This window comes from Pararhizobium sp. DWP3-4 (assembly GCF_049898205.1).
Lineage (GTDB): Bacteria > Pseudomonadota > Alphaproteobacteria > Rhizobiales > Rhizobiaceae > Pararhizobium.
Genome location: NZ_JAFCXF010000008.1, coordinates 83115 through 101130 on the forward strand (window position 1 = coordinate 83115; position 18016 = coordinate 101130).

The window sequence follows — 18016 nt, forward strand, 5'->3', positions numbered from 1 at the left end:
AAATGACGTCACATGATCCCATCGTCATCGTCGGCTCCGCTCGTACCGCCATGGGCGGATTTCAGGGCGACCTGCAAGGCGCCACCGCGCCGGAACTCGGAGCTGCCGCGATCCGCGCCGCCCTTGAGCGCAGCGGCTTAGAGCCGGAACTGGTGGATGAAGTCGTGTTCGGCTGCGTGCTGCCGGCAGGGCAGGGTCAGGCGCCAGCCCGTCAGGCGGCGATCGGCGCTGGCCTGCCATTCGCAACCGGCGCCAGTACCGTCAACAAGATGTGCGGCTCGGGCATGAAGGCGGCGATGCTGGCCCACGACCTGATCCTGGCGGGTAGCGCCAACATTGCCGTTGCCGGCGGCATGGAAAGCATGAGCAATGCGCCCTATCTGCTGGATCGTGCCCGCGGTGGTTACCGGCTCGGCCATGGCAAGGTGATCGACCACATGTTCCTCGACGGGCTGGAGGACGCCTATGACAAGGGACGGCTGATGGGTACATTTGCCGAAGACTGCGCCGAGGCCTACCAGTTCACGCGACCCGCCCAGGACGATTTTGCGGTGACTTCGCTCACCCGTGCCAAGAAGGCCATCGAGGACGGATCGTTCGACGGTGAAATCACGCCGGTCACCGTGAAGGCCGGAAAGACCGAACAGGTCGTCAGCCGCGACGAGCAGCCCGGCAAGGCGAGGCTCGAAAAGATCCCGACGCTGAAGCCCGCCTTCCGCGAAAACGGCACGGTGACGGCTGCCAATGCCAGCTCGATCTCCGATGGTGCGGCCGCACTGGTGTTGATGCGCCGCTCCGAGGCGGAACGCAGGGGTTTGACGCCGCTTGCGACCATCACCGGCCATTCCACCCATGCGCAGGCACCCAATCTGTTTGCCACCGCACCGATCGGCGCGCTCAAAAAACTCAGCGAACGCACCGGGTGGGCCGTGAAGGATGTCGATCTGTTCGAGATCAACGAGGCTTTCGCGGTCGTTGCCATGGCGGCAATGCGCGATCTCGACCTGCCGCATGACAAGGTCAACGTCCATGGCGGCGCCTGCGCGCTCGGCCATCCCATCGGCGCATCCGGCGCCCGCGTCATCGTCACATTGCTGGCAGCCCTTGAGCATTACGATCTGAAGCGCGGCATGGCCTCGCTCTGCATCGGCGGCGGCGAGGCGACGGCGATTGCGGTCGAGCGGCATTGATCGGGCAGGGGAGGAGACCCAAACATGATCCTGTCTGAACAGCAGATCCAGATCCGCGACATGGCCCGCGATTTCGCCCGCGAACGGCTGGCGCCGGGTGCGGCCGAGCGCGACGTGTCGCATGCGTTTCCGAAAGGTGAACTGAAGGAGATGGGCGAACTCGGTTTCCTCGGCATGCTGGTGCCGGAGGCCTATGGCGGTTCAGAAACCGGAACTGTTGCCTATGCGGTCGCACTTGAAGAGATCGCCGCCGGCGATGGTCCATGCTCGACGATCATGAGCGTGCACAGTTCGGTGGGTTGCGTGCCGATCCTGAAATTCGGCACGGAAGAGCAAAAGCAGCGTTTCCTGCCGAAGCTCGCCTCCGGCGAATGGATCGGCGGCTTTGCGCTGACCGAGCCGCAGGCAGGCTCCGACGCTTCCAATCTCCGCACCCGCGCCCGGCGCGACGGCGACGACTACGTACTCGACGGGGCCAAGCAGTTCATCACATCCGGCAAGAACGGCAATGTCATTATCGTCTTTGCGGTCACCGATCCGGATGCCGGCAAGAAAGGCATCACCGCCTTCATTGTGCCGACGGACACGCCGGGCTATGAGGTTGTGCGCGTTGAACAAAAGCTTGGCCTGCATTCCTCCGACACCTGCCAGATTGCCTTTACCGATATGCGCATCCCGGCCGACCTGCGACTGGGCGCCGAGGGCGAGGGCTACAAGATCGCACTTGCCAATCTGGAAGGCGGCCGCATCGGCATCGCCTCGCAGTCGGTCGGCATGGCACGTGCGGCATTCGAGGCAGCCCGCGACTATGCCCGCGAACGCATAGCCTTCGGCAAGCCGATCATCGAACATCAGGCCATCGCCTTCCGCCTTGCCGATATGGCGACGCAGATAACAGTGGCGCGGCAGATGGTGCTGCATGCGGCCGAACTGAAGGAAGCTGGAGAACCCTGCCTGACAGAGGCGTCGATGGCAAAACTGTTTGCCTCGGAAATGGCCGAAAAGGTCTGCTCGGACGCGATCCAGATCCATGGCGGCTACGGCTACATGTCGGATTACCCGGTCGAGCGCATCTATCGCGACGTTCGCATCTGCCAGATCTATGAAGGCACAAGCGACGTGCAACGCATCGTCATTGCACGTAGTCTATAAGAAAATGAGCCCTACTTCCGGGAGGAGACTGGAAGGCAAGGGCAAAAATGGGAGGAAGAGCACGGCATGACCGAGTTCCCGCAATTGAGCCTGCATGTTCCGGAACCGGCCGTCCGGCCCGGCGGCATGCCGGATTTTTCCAATGTCAACATCGCCAAGGCCGGCTCCGTGCCGCGCCCCGAGGTTGATGCTGCGCCTGAAGACATCCGCGATCTCGCCTATTCGATCATCCGCGTGTTGAACCGGGATGGCGAAGCCGTCGGCCCCTGGGCTGGTCTCTTGTCGGATGAGGAATTGCTGACCGGCCTCAAGCACATGATGAAGCTGCGGGCGTTCGACGCCCGCATGCTGATGGCGCAGCGGCAGGGCAAGACGTCTTTCTACATGCAGCATCTGGGCGAAGAAGCCGTCAGCTGCGCCTTCCGCAAGGCGCTGAAAAAGGGCGATATGAACTTCCCGACCTATCGCCAGGCAGGCCTGCTCATTGCCGACGATTATCCGATGGTCGAGATGATGAACCAGATCTTCTCCAACGAAAAAGACCCGCTGCGCGGTCGCCAGTTGCCGATCATGTATTCCTCCAAGGAGCATGGTTTCTTCACCATTTCCGGCAACCTCGCCACCCAATATGTCCAGGCCGTCGGCTGGGCCATGGCATCCGCCATCAAGAACGACACCAAGATCGCCGCCGCCTGGATCGGCGATGGCTCGACGGCGGAATCCGATTTCCATTCGGCACTTGTCTTCGCCTCTACCTACAAGGCGCCGGTTATTCTCAACATCGTCAATAACCAGTGGGCGATCTCGACCTTCCAGGGCATTGCCCGCGGTGGCTCCGGCACGTTTGCGGCGCGCGGCCTTGGCTTCGGCATTCCGGCGCTGAGGGTCGATGGCAACGACTATCTCGCCGTCTATGCCGTTTCCCTCTGGGCGACCGAGCGTGCCCGCCGCAATCTCGGTCCGACGCTGATCGAATACGTGACCTACCGGGTCGGGGGGCATTCCTCCTCCGACGACCCGAGCGCCTATCGCCCGAAGACAGAGTCCGAAGCGTGGCCGCTCGGCGATCCTGTCCTGCGCTTGAAGAAGCATCTGATCGTGCGCGGCGCCTGGTCCGAGGAGCGGCATGTGCAGGCGGAGGCGGAAATTCTTGACGAGGTGATCCAGGCGCAGAAGCAGGCCGAGACCCACGGCACCCTGCATGCCGGCGGAAAACCCTCGGTGCGCGATATTTTCGAAGGCGTCTATGCCGAGATGCCGCCCCATATTCGCCGCCAGCGGCAGAAGGCAGGATACTGACATGGCCAGAATGACGATGATCGAGGCCGTGCGCAGCGCCATGGACGTCTCGATGGAACGTGACGACGACGTGGTTGTGTTCGGTGAAGACGTCGGCTATTTCGGTGGCGTCTTCCGCTGCACTCAGGGGCTTCAGGCGAAATACGGCAAGACCCGTTGCTTCGATGCACCGATCAGCGAGAGCGGCATCGTCGGCACGGCGATCGGCATGGCCGCCTATGGCCTGAAACCCTGTGTCGAAATCCAGTTCGCCGACTATATGTACCCGGCCTATGACCAGATCACCCAGGAAGCCGCCCGCATCCGCTACCGTTCAAACGGGGATTTCACCTGCCCGATCGTGCTCAGAATGCCGACCGGCGGCGGTATTTTTGGCGGCCAGACGCACAGCCAGAGCCCCGAGGCGCTGTTTACCCATGTCTGCGGCCTGAAAGTCGTCGTGCCCTCCAATCCCTATGATGCCAAGGGCCTGCTGATCGCCTCGATCGAAGACCCCGACCCGGTGATGTTTCTTGAGCCGAAGCGCCTCTATAACGGCCCCTTCGACGGCCATCACGACAGGCCGGTAACGCCGTGGTCCAAGCATGAGCTGGGCGAAGTGCCGGAGGGCCATTACAGCATCCCGATCGGCAAGGCGGAAATCCGCCGTCCTGGCTCTGCGGTGACTGTGATCGCCTATGGCACCATGGTCCATGTGGCGCTGGCAGCGGCCGAAGAGATGGGCATCGATGCCGAAGTGATCGACCTGCGCAGCCTGTTGCCGCTCGATCTCGATACGATCGTGCAATCGGTCACCAAGACCGGCCGCTGCGTCGTAGTGCATGAGGCGACCCTGACCTCGGGCTACGGCGCCGAACTCACGGCACTGGTGCAGGAACATTGCTTCTACCATCTGGAGGCCCCCGTCGTTCGCGTCACCGGTTGGGACACACCTTACCCGCATGCGCAGGAATGGGATTACTTCCCCGGCCCCGGCCGCGTTGGCCGCGCGCTTGCCGAAGTGATGGAGGCGTGAGCATGGGTGAATTCATTATCAAGATGCCGGATGTCGGTGAAGGCGTGGCGGAAGCCGAGCTCGTTGAATGGCATTGCAAGGTCGGCGATCCCATCCGCGAAGATATGGTGCTTGCCGCCGTTATGACCGACAAGGCGACCGTCGAAATCCCGTCGCCGGTCACCGGCACCGTTCTCTGGCTCGGCGCCGAGATCGGCGACACCGTCGCCGTCAAGGCGCCGCTGGTGCGCATTCAGGTCGCAGGCGAGGGCGGTGAGGCAGAGGCGGTTCCGATGGCGGAAACGGTGACGGCCGCCTCCTCTTCTCCCCAGCGGGGAGAAGGTACCGGAAGGGCGGATGAGGGGGCCTCTCCGCCGCCCCCACCTGTTCAGCCGTCCCCCTCATCCGGCCCTGCGGGCCACCTTCTCCCCGCGGGGGAGAAGGGAAGGCGTGCCCTATCTGAAACACCTGGGGACAAGCCGCTTGCTTCGCCTGCCGTCCGTCTTCGGGCGCAAGACGGTGGCATCGACTTGCGGCAAGTAACAGGCACCGGCCCGGCGGGGCGCATCACCCATGACGACCTCGACCAGTTCCTTGCCCGTGGGGCGCAGCCGCAACCGGCGCCGACCGGCCTTGCCAAGAAAACCGCCGTCGAAGAAATCAAGGTCACCGGCCTGCGCCGCCGCATCGCCGAGAAGATGGTGCTGGCAACCTCGCGCATTCCCCACATCACCTATGTCGAGGAAATCGACGTCACCGATCTGGAGGACTTGCGCGCGACGATGAATGCGACGCGCAAGCCGGACCAGACGAAGCTGACGATCCTGCCGTTCCTGATGCGGGCGATGGTGAAAACCATCGACGAACAGCCCGTCGTCAACGCCACCTTCGACGATGACGCAGGCATCATCAGCCGTCACGCAGCCGTGCATATCGGCATCGCCACCCAGACGCCGGCGGGCCTGACCGTGCCTGTCGTTCGCCATACGGAAGCGCGCGGCATCTGGGATTGTGCAGCCGAAGTCGTCCGGCTGGCGGAAGCCGCCCGCACGGGCTCGGCGCTGCGTGAAGAACTGTCCGGCTCGACCATCACCATCACCTCGCTTGGCGCGATGGGCGGCATCGTCACGACGCCGATCATCAACCATCCGGAAGTGGCGATCGTCGGCGTCAACAAGATCATGACCCGGCCGGTCTGGCACGGCAGTCAGTTCATCCCGCGCAAGATGATGAACCTGTCATCCAGCTTCGATCACCGGGTGGTGGACGGATGGGATGCCGCGACCTTCGTCCAGCGGATCAAGGCCCTGCTCGAAACCCCCGCGCTGATTTTCATTGAAAGCTGAGCCCATGAAAGAGATCGTCTGCAAACTTCTCGTCATCGGCGCTGGTCCAGGCGGCTATATCTGCGCCATCCGGGCCGGGCAGCTCGGCGTTGACACTGTCATCGTTGAAGCGGTCAAGGCCGGCGGCACCTGCCTCAATATCGGCTGCATTCCCTCCAAAGCGCTGATCCATGCCGCAGAAGAGTTCGAGAAGGTCAGCCATTTTGCGGGCACCAAAAGCCCGCTTGGCATCTCCCTCGAGGCACCAAAGCTCGACCTTGCCAAAACCATCTCCTGGAAAGACGGCATCGTCAGCCGTCTGAACAGCGGCGTGCTGGCATTGCTGCGCAAGGCCCGGGTCAAGATCGTCCATGGCCGGGCAAAATTCCGGGACGGCAAGACCGTCGAGGTCGAGACGGAAACGGGGGTGCAGGTCATCCGCGCCGAAACGATTGTTATTGCCACTGGTTCGGAACCGGTGGAACTGCCGTTCCTGCCCTTCGGCGGACCGGTGATCTCGTCGACCGAAGCCCTGTCCCTGAAAACCGTGCCGCAAAAGCTGGTGGTAGTCGGCGGCGGCTATATCGGCCTTGAGCTGGGCACCGCCTTTGCCAAGTTAGGGTCCAAGGTCACCGTGGTCGAAGCGACATCGCAGATCCTGCCGCAATATGATGCCGAACTGGTCAAGCCGGTGGCCAAGCGCCTTGCCGATCTCGGCATTCGTGTTTTGACCGGCGCCAAGGCCAAGGGCCTTTCGGGCAACGCGCTGCTGATCGAAACCGCCGAAGGCGCGGAAGAACAGCTTGCCGCCGAAAAGATCCTCGTGACCGTCGGCCGCAAGCCGCGCACGGAAGGCTGGGGGCTGGACGAACTCGACCTCGACCGCACTGGCAAATTCCTGCGCATCGACGACCGCTGCCGCACATCGATGCGCGGTGTCCATGCCATCGGCGATATCACCGGCGAACCGATGCTGGCCCACCGCGCCATGGCGCAAGGCGAGATGGTCGCCGAAATCGTTGCCGGGAAGAAGCGCACATGGGACAAGCGCTGCATTCCGGCCGTCTGCTTCACCGACCCGGAGATCGTCACCGCCGGCCTGTCGCCGGATGAGGCGCGGGCGCAGGGCTACGAGGTTCGCGTGGGGCAATTCCCGTTCAATGCCAATGGCCGTGCCATGACCATGCTTTCGGAAGAAGGCTTCGTGCGCATCGTGGCACGTGCGGACAGCAACCTCGTTCTCGGTATCCAGGCCGTCGGTTCTGGCGTTTCTGAACTGTCGAGCGCTTTCGCGCTGGCGATTGAAATGGGTGCTCGTCTGGAAGACATTGCGGCGACGATCCACGCCCATCCAACCCGCAGCGAAGGCTTCCAGGAAGCCGCCTTGAAAGCGCTTGGCCATGCCCTCCACATCTGAAACCCGCGCGGCAGACGCCGAAACGCTGGTCGAGCGCCAGGGCGCACTCGGCCGCATCCGGCTCAACCGGCCGAAGGCGCTCAACAGTCTGACGCTGCAGATGGTGCGCGACATCGAAGCGGCGCTCGACAATTTCGAACGTGATCCGTTCATCGCCGCCGTACTTGTCACGGGCGAGGGGGAGCGCGGCCTCTGCGCCGGTGGCGATATCCGCGCCATTTATGATGGCGGGAAAGCCGGATCGGACGCACCAACGACGTTCTGGCGCGAGGAGTACACACTCAACGCCCGGATCGGTCCCTACCCGAAACCCTATATCGTCATCATGGACGGCATCGTCATGGGCGGCGGCGTCGGCATCTCGGTCTATGGCAGCCACCGGATCGTCACCGAACGCACCCGTTTCGCCATGCCCGAAACCGGCATCGGCTTTTTTCCGGATGTCGGCGCATCGTGGTTTTTGACACGCCAAGCCAGCGAACTCGGCACCTATGTCGGCCTGACAGGCGAACCGCTGGGTGCTGCCGACGCCATCCTCGTCGGTCTTGCGGATGTTTTCGTCAGATCCGAAAGGCTCGACGCATTGATCGCAGCACTGGCATCGCTGCCCGCGGACAGCTCAAGTGAGCAAATTTCAACCACGATCGCAGGCTTTTCAGACGTGCCGCCGGCCGGCGTTCTGGAACCGCTGCAGCAGGCCGTCGATCGCCTCTTCGCCTTTGACACCATCGAAGAGATTTTCGCAGCCCTGCGTGCAGATGACAGTCCGTTCGCCGGAAAGCTTCTCGCCATTCTGTCTACCAAATCGCCGCTCAGCCTCACCGTCACGCTGCGTTTGCTGCGATTTGGCCGCAAAACCGAGACGTTGGAAGATTGCCTCGAACGGGAATTCTCAGCCACTGCTGCAGTCCTGCGCAGTCATGATTTCTACGAGGGCGTGCGGGCTGCCGTGATCGACAAGGACCGCAATCCGCAATGGCGGCCAGCGCGGCTTGCCGATGTTACCGCAGCCGATATCGATGCCTATTTCCAGCCATCCGCCTACCCGCTCTTTGCGGCGAAGATCAAGGAAGGATCACCAACATGACGATCAGTTTCATCGGTCTCGGTCACATGGGCGGCCCGATGGCTGCCAATCTGGTCAAGGCAGGCCATACGGTGAGGGGATTCGACCTTTCTCAGCCATTGCTGGACGAAGCGCAAAGGAAAGGCGTCGCCGCCTGCACTTCGCTTGCCGAAGCGGTCGCTGGCGCCGACACAGTCATCACCATGCTTCCCACCGGCAAGCATGTCCTGTCCGTCTGGCAGGAACTGGTAGCGACGGTGCCATCCGGCACGCTGCTGATCGATTGCTCGACCATCGACATCGACAGCGCCCGCCAGGCGCATGAACTGGCGGCCGGCAAGGGTTGCCCATCGCTCGATGCACCGGTATCCGGCGGAACCGGTGGCGCTTTCGCCGGGACGCTGACCTTTATGATCGGCGGCGAACAGGATGTTTTCGCAAAGTCTCAGCCGATCTTCGAATCGATGGGCAAAAAGATCATCCATTGCGGTGGCGCAGCGGCCGGGCAGGCGGCAAAAATCTGCAACAACATGATCCTTGGTATCAGCATGATCGCGGTCGGCGAAGCCTTCGTGCTCGGCGAAAAGCTCGGCCTTTCGCATCAGGCGCTGTTCGATGTCGCCTCGGTATCTTCGGGCCAATGCTGGTCGCTGTCCACCTATTGCCCGGTCCCTGGCCCGGTCCCGACATCGCCTGCCAACAACGGCTACAAGCCGGGCTTTTCCGGTGCGCTGATGCTGAAGGATCTGAAGCTTTCGCAGGAGGCAGCGCAATCTGCGGGCGCGACAACGCCGCTTGGCGCCAAGGCCGCCGAACTCTACGCATTGTTCAACGCGCTTGGGAACGCCGACAGGGATTTCTCCGGCATCATCGAGATGTTACGGCAACAATCAGATAGCACTGCCTGACCAAGCCCTATTCTGTCGCAAGAGGATTACGCCCATGGAAAAACCGATCATCATTGAGCAGCAAGACCGGGTCGTTATCGTCACGCTGAACCGGCCTGCCGCCCGCAACGCACTCAATTCCGAGATCATGCACGCGCTTGCGGCCGAGCTCGCGCCGCTCGATCGGAATCCGGGCATCGGATGTTTTGTGCTGAAGGGCTCCGAAAAGGCTTTTGCCGCAGGCGCCGATATCAAGGAGATGGCTGACAAATCGTTCCCAGATATGTTCGGAGAAGACTTCTTTGCCGCCTGGGACCGGTTCGCATCGTTCCGCACCCCGAAGATCGCTGCAGTCTCCGGCTATGCGCTCGGCGGCGGCTGCGAGCTGGCGATGATGTGCGACATGATCTTTGCCGCCGACACCGCCATGTTCGGCCAGCCTGAAATCAAGCTCGGCGTCATTCCGGGCATGGGCGGCTCGCAGCGACTGACAAAGCTGGTCGGAAAGGCCAAGGCGATGGACATGATCCTGACCGGACGGATGATGGACGCCAACGAGGCCGAACGCTGCGGCCTCGTTGCGCGCGTGTTGCCGGCAGAAAAGCTGCTGGAGGAAACACTGACGGCGGCCAAAACCATCGCCGGCTACGGCAAGGCTGCTACCATGGCGGCGCGCGAAGCCGTCGATCGTGCGCTCGAAGGCGGCCTGCGCGAAGGCATACTGTTCGAACGCCGCATTTTTCACGCACTGTTTGCCACCCAAGACCAGAAGGAAGGCATGGCAGCCTTCATCGAAAAACGGCCACCGCAATTTCAGGGCAAATAAAAACCAAACGAGCTAGGACCCGCCTACTGAGCGGGGTCGGAAATCACCGAATGGCGAGTGGCCGCAACGATGGCATCGATCGTCACCCGCAAGCGCGGCAACATCATCGGCGTACTCGGCCAGACCACGTGAATGGGCAGGGCGCTCTCGATCCGGCCAGCCATCACCTGTTTTAGCGCGCCGGACGTCAATTCCGGTGCTGCCAGCCATTGCGGCAGCAAGCCGATACCGCGACCGGCCTTGATCGCTGCAAGCGTCAGGGCACTACCGTCAAGCAGCAGCCGGGCAGGGGGTGTCCACGTCTCGACCCCACCATCAGGCCGGGCGATAGACCACGGAACAACGCCTCCTTCACCGCTGGTTGCGACCAGCCGATGCGCCGAAAGATCGGATATCGATTGCGGCGTTCCATGCCGGTCGAGATAGCTGGAGGATGCGCAGAGTACGATCGTCTGAGTGCCAAGGCGGCAGGCGGTCAATCCGGAAGTGTCGGGGAGATGGCCGATCCTGACGGCCAGATCCACCTGCTGCGCCAGAAAATCGACCTTCTCGCCTTTGAGCTTCATGTCGAAGGAAAGTAGGGGATGGGCATCCGCCAAAGCAAAGAGAGCCGGAGCGATGACCGAGATGCCGAACAGCGGCGGCAGGCTGATCCGCACCAGCCCGCTCGGTTCCGTCCGCGTTGACGCGAGTTCCAATTCCACCCGGTCGATTTCGTCGAGCGCCCCACGGCAAACGCTGAGATAGCGTTCGCCCTCCTGTGTCAATTGCAGCCGCCGCGTCGTCCTTTCGAGCAGGCGCACCCCGAGCCGGGCTTCCAGCCCCGCTATCGACTTGGCAACGGCGGACGGCGACAGGTGAAGCCGGGTGGCAGCCGGAGCAAAGGATTGCGCCCCGCAAACGGCAAGGAAAATGCGGATCGAACCGGTACGGTCATTCTTCGACATGACGCATTTAATGAAAATAAGTCGTGAGTGTCACGCTTAAACGTCGCTTCTCTCCTGGTAAAGTCGTCAATAGGGTCAGCTCCATGAGAAAAGCAAAGACATATGCCGTCATCGGCGGCACTTCGGGAATGGGCCTCGGCCTTGCGCAACAACTTGTCGAGCGAGGCGACCGCGTCCTGATCGGCGGCAGAAACGCCGGGCGGCTGGAGGCGGCGGCCCGGCAACTCGGTCCGCTGGCAACCGCCCGCTCGGTTGATATCGAGGACCGGGCGTCACTGGCCACCTTTTTCGCCGGCCAGGAGGAACTGGCCGGCCTGTTCACCCCCGGCACCACCTATCGTACCGCTTCTTTCCGGGAGGCCGATACCGAGACAGCCGAGAGCCCGTTCAGGGCAAAATTCTGGGGGCAATACTGGGCCGTGCACTCAGCGCTACCTTATTTTGCGAGGGATGCTGCCATCGTGTTGATGTCGGGAGCCGCCTCGGTTCGCCCTATCGGCAATCCCGCCTACTCGGCCTGCAACGCAGCGATCGAGGGGCTTGCCCGGGCGCTGGCGGTGGAATTGCGGCCGATCCGGGTCAATTGCCTGTCACCGGGGCCCATCGACAGCAATCTCTGGCGCAACCGCGACGCCTCCATCCGCGAACCGGTCTTCGATAGCTGGCGGGCGCTTGCACTCACCGGCGAGGTCGGCACTGTCGATGACGCGGCGGGAGCTGCCCTGTTCCTGCTCGACAACGGCAATATGAACGGATCGACGATCTACAGCGACGGCGGCTACACGATGCGCTGAGGTGGCAGTGATCGGAAATGCGGTCCGGTTAACTCCTGCCCAGTACCACGGTCTCGCCATCCGCAGGGATCAGCAACCGCGATGGGGCAATACCCTTGTCTTCCGCCGCCTGGAGCAAATCCTGACGGCTGATCGTCGCATGATCGAGCGCCTCCATATGGGTGGCGATAACGACTGCGTCCGGCGCCGCTTCACACACGGAAACGGTTTCCACAGCGTCCATGACGATCAGGTCGCCATCCCAGCGCGCACCGCAGGAATGGGTAATGATGATATCCGGTTTGGTGTCGCGGATCACCGCCGCAACTGGCGGGTAAAGCACCGTATCGCCGGCCCAGTAGATCGAAGGCTCGCCCGCCGCCTCAAGGCTGAACCCCATGACCGAGCCCATCAGCTCAACCACCGGCGCAAGCCCATGGCTGCCCTCGCGGCGCGTCAGCGTCAGGCCCTCCCATGTTGCACTGCCAGTCAGCGGTGTCACGTTGGTAAACCCAGCCTCGCGGATCGTTGCCTCGTCGCCCGGCTGACAGAAAAGCGGCAGATGTTTCGGCACGCGCTGCATGGCAACGCTGTCGAAATGATCGTCATGCAGATGCGACACGATAACCAGTTCCACGCCATCCAGAATATCGTCAATCCCCACCGGCAGGTCCACCATCGGATTGGGCGAGCGGCCGGTAAACGATGGCAGGGTGTGTTTTGGCGCCAGATAGGGATCGATCAGCACGGTACGCCCGGCATAGTCGAGCTTCAACGTGGCATTGCGGATCAACTGGAGTTTCATCGTGTTTCCTGACGAGATATTGGCGGACATTGTTGGGCGCCATCCTCACGACCGTCGCGATAAAATCAAGCCCCAACCAGAGGACGGCGCCGATTGGATAGGGTCCCTATCAGTGCGCCAGAAGAAATCAGATCAGCCGGCGCCGGCGCAGGATGATGGTCGTGGCCGCTGTCATCACAGCAAGGGCATACCAGGTCAGCGCATAGAAGAGATGGCTGTTGCGGAAGTTGATCACCGTCAACCCGCCAACCGGAACGCCGCCAGGAACGGGTGCAGCATCGGCATCGATGAAATAGGGCGCGACCGGGGAACCAAGATTTTTGGCGCGCGCAATGGCGGCAACATCTCGGGAATACCAACGGTCATTGGCCGGGTCGTTTGAGCGCAGGAAAGCGCCGCCGGGCTCGCTGATGCGCAGGAGGCCGGTGACCGTGACAGGTCCGGCGGCAATCTCGCTCGCCGCGCGTGCCGTAGAATCGCGATGACCGGCGGGCAGGAAGCCACGATTGATCAGGATCGTCGACGAAGCCGCAAGATGCATGGGGGTCACCAGCCAAAAGCCGGCGCCGCGCTCGGTGACGGCCTGCACGAGCACCGACTTGCCATGCTCGAGGGTACCGGTCGCGGTGACGTGACGATATTCGTCTTTTTCGGCGCTGATGGCAGCCCAGTCTCCGGCGCTGGGCGCGGCCACCGGATCGGCGTGAACGCGCGCGTCCACGCGCGCGATGAGGTCAAGCTTCCAGAACAACCGGTGGACCTGCCAGGTTCCAAGCGCAACGAAAACAACCGTCAGCACCAGCATGGCGCCGACGAAAACCAGGCGGGCGCTGCGCGGATGGCCGCTGGCGTCCGTTATGGCTGGATGTTTTGTGGTCACGGTTGTCACCCGTCAGGGCATGTTCTTCATCATCTCCGGCGACATCGGCATCATGTTCGCATTGAGATGGTGCATGACCCAGAGCGAGCCGGCCAGCGTGATGCCGACGATAACGAGCGTGAAGAGCAGCGCCATCATCGTCCAGCCGCCTTCAGAGCGGGGGCTCATGTGCAGGAAGTAGACCATGTGCACGATAATCTGCACGACGGCCAGCGCCATGACCAGGAAGGCCGTCAAAAGCTTGCTGTCGAAAACGCCGGCCATGACAAGAATGAACGGAATGGCCGTCAGAATGACAGAAAGCCCGAAGCCGATCATATAGCCCTTCAGCGAGCCGTGACCAGCCTCGTGGCCATGGCTGTGAGCGTGATGGGTGTTGGCGGCATCTTCATGAGCGGGTGCGTGCGGCTGTGAGCTCATCCGAGGACTCCCATCAGATAGACAAAGGAGAAGACGCCGATCCAAATGACGTCGAGGAAGTGCCAGAACATCGACAGGCACATCAGCCGGCGGCGGTTTTCCAGGATCAGGCCGTGCCTGGAGACCTGGACCATCAGCGTGATCAGCCAGATGATGCCGAAAGTGACGTGCAGGCCGTGGGTGCCGACCAGCGTGAAGAAGGACGACAGGAAGGCGCTGCGGGTTGGCCCGGCCCCTTCGTGGATCAGGTGCGCGAACTCATAAAGCTCGAGTCCAAGGAAGGCTGCTCCGAACAGGCCGGTGACGGCAAGCCAGAACAGCGTCTCCGCCTTGGCATTTCTTTCCATTTGCAGCATGGCGAAGCCATAGGTGATCGAGGAGAACAGCAGCATCGCCGTGTTGATCGCGACCAGAGGCAGGTCGAACAGGTCGGCCGGCGAGGGGCCGGCCGCATAGTTGCGGCCGAGCACGCCGTGGGTGGCGAACAGCACGGCGAAGATCAGGCAGTCGCTCATCAGGTAGAGCCAGAAGCCCAGATTGGTACTGCCTTCGGGATGGTGATCGTCCGTGAGGTAGAAGACCGGCTTTTCGCCGTCTTGCGTTTGGATGTCTGTTGCCATGTCAGATCCGCTCCGCGAGCAGCTTCGTGTGCACATCTTCCGTCGCGGAAACGGTTTCCGCCGGAATGTAGAAGTCGCGGTTGTAGTTGAATGTATGGCCGATCGCGATGGCGAGGAGACCGATCAAGGAGACGACAGCCAGCCACCAGATGTACCAGATCATCGCAAAGGCAAACACGATGCTGATGGCAGCCAAAATGACGCCGGTGCCGGTGTTCTTTGGCATATGAATCTGCCTGAAGCCGGTGAGCGGCCGCTCGTAGCCGCGGTTCTTCATGTCGTACCAGCTGTCATGATCATGCACGACCGGCGTAAAGGCGAAATTGTAATCCGGCGGCGGTGAAGAGGTCGACCATTCGAGCGTGCGGGCGTCCCAAGGGTCGCCGCTGCAGGCCAGCTGGTCGCGCCTGAGGTAGCTGACGACGAGCTGGATGACAAAGGACGCGATCCCGAGCGCGATCAGGACGGCGCCGAAGGCGGCGATGATGAACCAGATTTGCAACGAAGGATCTTCGAACTGGGAGACTCGGCGCGTCACGCCCATCAGGCCGAGCACGTAGAGCGGCATGAAGGCGAAGAAGAAGCCGATCTGCCAGAACCAGAAGCTCATCTTGCCCCAGAAATCATCGAGCTTGTAGCCGAAGGCCTTCGGCCACCAATAGACGATACCCGCCATCAGCCCGAACAGCACCCCGCCGATGATGACGTTGTGGAAATGGGCGATTAGGAAGAGCGAATTGTGCAGCACGAAGTCCGCCGGTGGTACCGCGAGCAGAACGCCGGTCATGCCGCCGATGACGAACGTGATCATGAAGCCGATCGTCCAGTACATCGGCAGTTCGTAGCGGATGCGGCCGCGGTACATTGTAAAGAGCCAGTTGAACATCTTCGCACCGGTGGGGATCGAGATGATCATGGTGGTGATGCCGAAGAAAGCATTCACCGAAGCGCCCGAACCCATCGTGAAGAAGTGGTGCAGCCACACGAGGTAGGAGAGGATCATGATGACGCAGGTCGCATAGACCATCGAGGCGTAGCCGAACAGGCGCTTGCCGCAGAAGGTCGCAACGACTTCGGAAAAGATGCCGAAGGCCGGCAGGACAAGAATGTAGACTTCCGGATGCCCCCAGATCCAGATGAGGTTGATATACATCATCGGATTGCCGCCGAGGTCATTGGTAAAGAAGTTGGTGCCGGCGTAACGGTCGAGCGTCAGAAGGGCGAGCGTCGCGGTCAGGACCGGGAAGGTGGCGACGATCAGGATGTTTGTGCAGAGCGACGTCCAGGTGAAGATCGGCATCTTCATGAAGGTCATGCCTGGCGCGCGCATCTTGACGATGGTGGCGATCAGGTTGATGCCCGACAATGTCGTTCCCACACCGGCGACCTGAAGGCCCCAGATATAATAATCGACCCCGACGCCTGGACTGTAATCCGAACCGGACAGCGGCGGGTAGGCGAGCCAGCCGGTGCGGGCGAATTCGCCGACGAACAGCGACATCATGATGATGATCGCGCCCGCCGTCGTCATCCAGAACGAAAAATTATTGAGGAACGGAAACGACACGTCGCGCGCGCCGATCTGCAGCGGCACGACATAGTTCATGAAGCCCGTAACGAACGGCATTGCTACGAAGAAAATCATAATCACGCCATGCGCGGTGAAGATCTGGTCGTAGTGATGCGGATTGAGGTAGCCCTCGTTGCCGTTGAAGGCGATTGCCTGCTGGACACGCATCATGATCGCATCGGCAAAGCCGCGCAGCAGCATGATGATCGCCAGAATGATGTACATGATGCCGATCTTCTTGTGATCGACGCTGGTGAACCATTCCGTCCAGAGATACCCCCAGAGCTTGAAGTAGGTGACGAGCCCGAGAACGGCGATGCCGCCGAGCGCCACGCCGAGGAACGTCACGACGAGGATGGGCTCGTGATAGGGAATGGCTTCCCAGGTGAGCCGTCCGAAGATGAATTCCGTCAAAGTGCTATAGCCGAACATGGTTTTGTCCAAAATGTCCCGGACGCTGCGTTATGGCTGCGTCGTGCTGTTGGTGTTCAGTTGCGCCGGAGCGGGGCTGTTCTGATCGTTTTCGGGCATGGAATGGCCCTCATGCATGGAATGGTCCATCGGCTGCCCGTCATCCACGCCTTCGGCGGGCTCTTCGCTGCGGGCCGGATTGCCGGTTGCCGGGAACGTCGCTGCCGGCGCCTCTTCGGTGCTGTGGCGATTGTCGTAATCCAGCCGCGCCCGGTTTTCGGCGCTTTCGGCGCCGCCGCCGCCCATCATGTCAATATGCATCATCTCGCTCATGCACATCTTGCCGGGATGGGCGCACATGTTGAGGATGGAGGTATAGAGGCCGTCATCGACGGTGGCATAGTAGCGCACCGGTTCCTTGGTGCTGGGCTTCTCGAGCTTCAGATAGGCGTCGCGGTTCAGCGCCGTGCCCTGTGCCTTGACCCGTGCAACCCACTGGTCGAAGCCAGCCTGCTGCAGGCCGTGGAATTTGAACCGCATATGGGAAAAGCCGTCGCCGGAGTAGTTGGCGGAAAGGCCATCATACTCGCCTTCCTTGTTGATCACGGCATGAAGGCGTGTCTGCATGCCCGGCATGGCGTAGATCATCCCGGCCAGAGCCGGCACATAGAAGGAGTTCATCACCGAGGATGCGGTGATCTTGAAGTTGATCGGCACGTCCACCGGGGCCGCCATCTCGTTGACGGTGGCGATGCCATAGTCCGGGTAGAAGAACAGCCATTTCCAATCCAGCGCCACCACTTCGACGGTGATCGGCTTCACATCGGCCGGAACGGTGCGTTCCGCGTCGATCCTGTCCAGTGGACGGTAGGGATCGAGCTTGTGCGTGCTGATCCAGGTCACAGCACCAAGCGCAATGATGATGATCAGCGGCGCCGACCAGATGACCACTTCAAGCGCCGTTGAATGATGCCATTCGGGGTCATACTTGGCGTTGGTGTTGGACCCCCGATACCGCCAGGCGAAAAACACCGTCAAGAAAAGGACAGGCACGATGATCAGAAGCATCAGCACCGTTGAGATGATGATGAGGTCTTTCTGCTGCATGGCGATGTCGCCGGACGGGGCCATGACAACCAAGTTGCACCCGGCCAAGGCAAGGAGCGGCAACAGGGCGAGAAAACGGCTGGCGGATTTCCATAGAGACATAGCGGGCTCGAATTTTGCGTTCCGTGGGTACCGCACTAACGAAGCGACTGTGATCAAGGAATGAGGTGCTTCGTCGCAGTGCAGCAATTTGTCGCGTTGCAAAAAGTATGGCTGCGATCGAAATCGAGCGTCTGGCTAAACTAAGGTATAAACGGTCTTGGGCGGAGATCAAACCATCTCTGCATTTGTGTGCCGGGGCGATGTTTTCTGGGATGGACCGCAGCG

Annotated in this window: 17 protein-coding genes; 10 read left to right on the forward strand and 7 right to left on the reverse strand. The window is 61.6% G+C overall.

Features of this window, described 5'->3' with window-relative positions; all coding sequences use genetic code 11:
• Positions 1–2 precede the first annotated feature (2 nt).
• From ACP7E6_RS20545 to ACP7E6_RS20585, 9 genes are all read left to right on the forward strand, one after another.
• On the forward strand, positions 3–1190 hold the full coding sequence (locus ACP7E6_RS20545) for an acetyl-CoA C-acyltransferase (RefSeq protein ID WP_426231565.1): 1188 nt from the start codon (positions 3–5) through the stop codon (positions 1188–1190).
• A gap of 24 nt (positions 1191–1214) precedes the next feature.
• Positions 1215–2342, forward strand: coding sequence for an acyl-CoA dehydrogenase family protein (locus ACP7E6_RS20550; protein WP_426231566.1), 1128 nt, complete (start codon positions 1215–1217; stop codon positions 2340–2342).
• Between the two features lie 66 nt (positions 2343–2408).
• Positions 2409–3641 carry a 3-methyl-2-oxobutanoate dehydrogenase (2-methylpropanoyl-transferring) subunit alpha gene (locus ACP7E6_RS20555; RefSeq protein ID WP_426231567.1) on the forward strand — a complete coding sequence of 411 codons (1233 nt, stop codon included), beginning with the start codon at positions 2409–2411 and terminating at the stop codon, positions 3639–3641.
• Between the two features lies 1 nt (position 3642).
• Positions 3643–4656 (forward strand): alpha-ketoacid dehydrogenase subunit beta, encoded by a 1014-nt coding sequence (locus ACP7E6_RS20560; protein WP_426231568.1) that lies wholly within the window; start codon positions 3643–3645, stop codon positions 4654–4656.
• Positions 4657–4658: 2 nt separating this feature from the next.
• The gene (locus tag ACP7E6_RS20565) at positions 4659–5981 is read left to right on the forward strand and encodes a dihydrolipoamide acetyltransferase family protein (RefSeq protein WP_426231569.1); all 1323 of its coding nucleotides are present in this window, start codon (positions 4659–4661) and stop codon (positions 5979–5981) included.
• A gap of 4 nt (positions 5982–5985) precedes the next feature.
• Positions 5986–7377, forward strand: coding sequence for a dihydrolipoyl dehydrogenase (gene lpdA, locus ACP7E6_RS20570; protein ID WP_426231570.1), 1392 nt, complete (start codon positions 5986–5988; stop codon positions 7375–7377).
• On the forward strand, positions 7361–8464 hold the full coding sequence (locus ACP7E6_RS20575) for an enoyl-CoA hydratase/isomerase family protein (protein ID WP_426231571.1): 1104 nt from the start codon (positions 7361–7363) through the stop codon (positions 8462–8464). Before lpdA ends, ACP7E6_RS20575 begins: the two co-directional genes overlap by 17 nt.
• Positions 8461–9351 (forward strand): 3-hydroxyisobutyrate dehydrogenase, encoded by an 891-nt coding sequence (gene mmsB, locus ACP7E6_RS20580; RefSeq protein WP_426231573.1) that lies wholly within the window; start codon positions 8461–8463, stop codon positions 9349–9351. The genes ACP7E6_RS20575 and mmsB overlap by 4 nt, the downstream gene beginning before the upstream one ends.
• 34 nt (positions 9352–9385) lie before the next feature.
• Entirely contained in the window at positions 9386–10156 is a 771-nt protein-coding gene (locus tag ACP7E6_RS20585; RefSeq protein ID WP_426231574.1) for an enoyl-CoA hydratase, read from the forward strand.
• Positions 10157–10179: 23 nt separating this feature from the next.
• Here ACP7E6_RS20585 and ACP7E6_RS20590 read toward each other — a convergent pair whose 3' ends face one another.
• The gene (locus ACP7E6_RS20590; RefSeq protein ID WP_426231576.1) at positions 10180–11103 is read right to left on the reverse strand and encodes a LysR family transcriptional regulator; all 924 of its coding nucleotides are present in this window, start codon (positions 11101–11103) and stop codon (positions 10180–10182) included.
• Between the two features lie 83 nt (positions 11104–11186).
• Here ACP7E6_RS20590 and ACP7E6_RS20595 point away from each other — a divergent pair, with 83 nt between their 5' ends.
• On the forward strand, positions 11187–11897 hold the full coding sequence (locus tag ACP7E6_RS20595; protein WP_426231577.1) for an SDR family oxidoreductase: 711 nt from the start codon (positions 11187–11189) through the stop codon (positions 11895–11897).
• 28 nt (positions 11898–11925) lie between these two features.
• Here the strand turns inward: ACP7E6_RS20595 and ACP7E6_RS20600 are convergent, their stop codons facing one another.
• The 6 genes from ACP7E6_RS20600 to cyoA form a co-directional block, all read right to left on the reverse strand.
• Entirely contained in the window at positions 11926–12681 is a 756-nt protein-coding gene (locus tag ACP7E6_RS20600; RefSeq protein WP_426231578.1) for an MBL fold metallo-hydrolase, read from the reverse strand.
• Between the two features lie 127 nt (positions 12682–12808).
• Positions 12809–13486: an SURF1 family protein gene (locus ACP7E6_RS20605; protein WP_426231759.1), complete on the reverse strand. Its 678-nt coding sequence runs from the start codon at positions 13484–13486 to the stop codon at positions 12809–12811.
• 87 nt (positions 13487–13573) lie between these two features.
• Positions 13574–13981: a cytochrome o ubiquinol oxidase subunit IV gene (gene cyoD / locus ACP7E6_RS20610; RefSeq protein WP_426231579.1), complete on the reverse strand. Its 408-nt coding sequence runs from the start codon at positions 13979–13981 to the stop codon at positions 13574–13576.
• Complete coding sequence (gene cyoC / locus ACP7E6_RS20615) at positions 13978–14601, reverse strand: cytochrome o ubiquinol oxidase subunit III (protein WP_426231580.1); 624 nt, start codon at positions 14599–14601, stop codon at positions 13978–13980. Before cyoC ends, cyoD begins: the two co-directional genes overlap by 4 nt.
• 1 nt (position 14602) lies before the next feature.
• Positions 14603–16603, reverse strand: a complete 2001-nt coding sequence (cyoB, locus tag ACP7E6_RS20620) for a cytochrome o ubiquinol oxidase subunit I (RefSeq protein ID WP_426231581.1) — start codon at positions 16601–16603, stop codon at positions 14603–14605.
• Positions 16604–16633: 30 nt separating this feature from the next.
• Positions 16634–17791, reverse strand: a complete 1158-nt coding sequence (gene cyoA, locus ACP7E6_RS20625) for a ubiquinol oxidase subunit II (protein WP_426231582.1) — start codon at positions 17789–17791, stop codon at positions 16634–16636.
• Between the last annotated feature and the right edge of the window lie 225 nt (positions 17792–18016).

Bases quoted from the DNA above. Each gene is read 5' to 3' on its own strand.
- cyoA (WP_426231582.1), bottom strand. From the start codon at position 17,791: ATGTCTCTATGGAAATCCGCCAGCCGTTTTCTCGCCCTGTTGCCGCTC.
- cyoC (WP_426231580.1), bottom strand. From the start codon at position 14,601: ATGGCAACAGACATCCAAACGCAAGACGGCGAAAAGCCGGTCTTCTAC.
- ACP7E6_RS20605 (WP_426231759.1), bottom strand. From the start codon at position 13,486: ATGCTGGTGCTGACGGTTGTTTTCGTTGCGCTTGGAACCTGGCAGGTC.
- ACP7E6_RS20560 (WP_426231568.1), top strand. From the start codon at position 3,643: ATGGCCAGAATGACGATGATCGAGGCCGTGCGCAGCGCCATGGACGTC.
- lpdA (WP_426231570.1), top strand. From the start codon at position 5,986: ATGAAAGAGATCGTCTGCAAACTTCTCGTCATCGGCGCTGGTCCAGGC.
- cyoB (WP_426231581.1), bottom strand. From the start codon at position 16,603: ATGTTCGGCTATAGCACTTTGACGGAATTCATCTTCGGACGGCTCACC.
- ACP7E6_RS20550 (WP_426231566.1), top strand. From the start codon at position 1,215: ATGATCCTGTCTGAACAGCAGATCCAGATCCGCGACATGGCCCGCGAT.
- ACP7E6_RS20565 (WP_426231569.1), top strand. From the start codon at position 4,659: ATGGGTGAATTCATTATCAAGATGCCGGATGTCGGTGAAGGCGTGGCG.
- ACP7E6_RS20545 (WP_426231565.1), top strand. From the start codon at position 3: ATGACGTCACATGATCCCATCGTCATCGTCGGCTCCGCTCGTACCGCC.
- ACP7E6_RS20585 (WP_426231574.1), top strand. From the start codon at position 9,386: ATGGAAAAACCGATCATCATTGAGCAGCAAGACCGGGTCGTTATCGTC.
- mmsB (WP_426231573.1), top strand. From the start codon at position 8,461: ATGACGATCAGTTTCATCGGTCTCGGTCACATGGGCGGCCCGATGGCT.
- cyoD (WP_426231579.1), bottom strand. From the start codon at position 13,981: ATGAGCTCACAGCCGCACGCACCCGCTCATGAAGATGCCGCCAACACC.
- ACP7E6_RS20555 (WP_426231567.1), top strand. From the start codon at position 2,409: ATGACCGAGTTCCCGCAATTGAGCCTGCATGTTCCGGAACCGGCCGTC.
- ACP7E6_RS20575 (WP_426231571.1), top strand. From the start codon at position 7,361: ATGCCCTCCACATCTGAAACCCGCGCGGCAGACGCCGAAACGCTGGTC.
- ACP7E6_RS20600 (WP_426231578.1), bottom strand. From the start codon at position 12,681: ATGAAACTCCAGTTGATCCGCAATGCCACGTTGAAGCTCGACTATGCC.
- ACP7E6_RS20590 (WP_426231576.1), bottom strand. From the start codon at position 11,103: ATGTCGAAGAATGACCGTACCGGTTCGATCCGCATTTTCCTTGCCGTT.
- ACP7E6_RS20595 (WP_426231577.1), top strand. From the start codon at position 11,187: ATGAGAAAAGCAAAGACATATGCCGTCATCGGCGGCACTTCGGGAATG.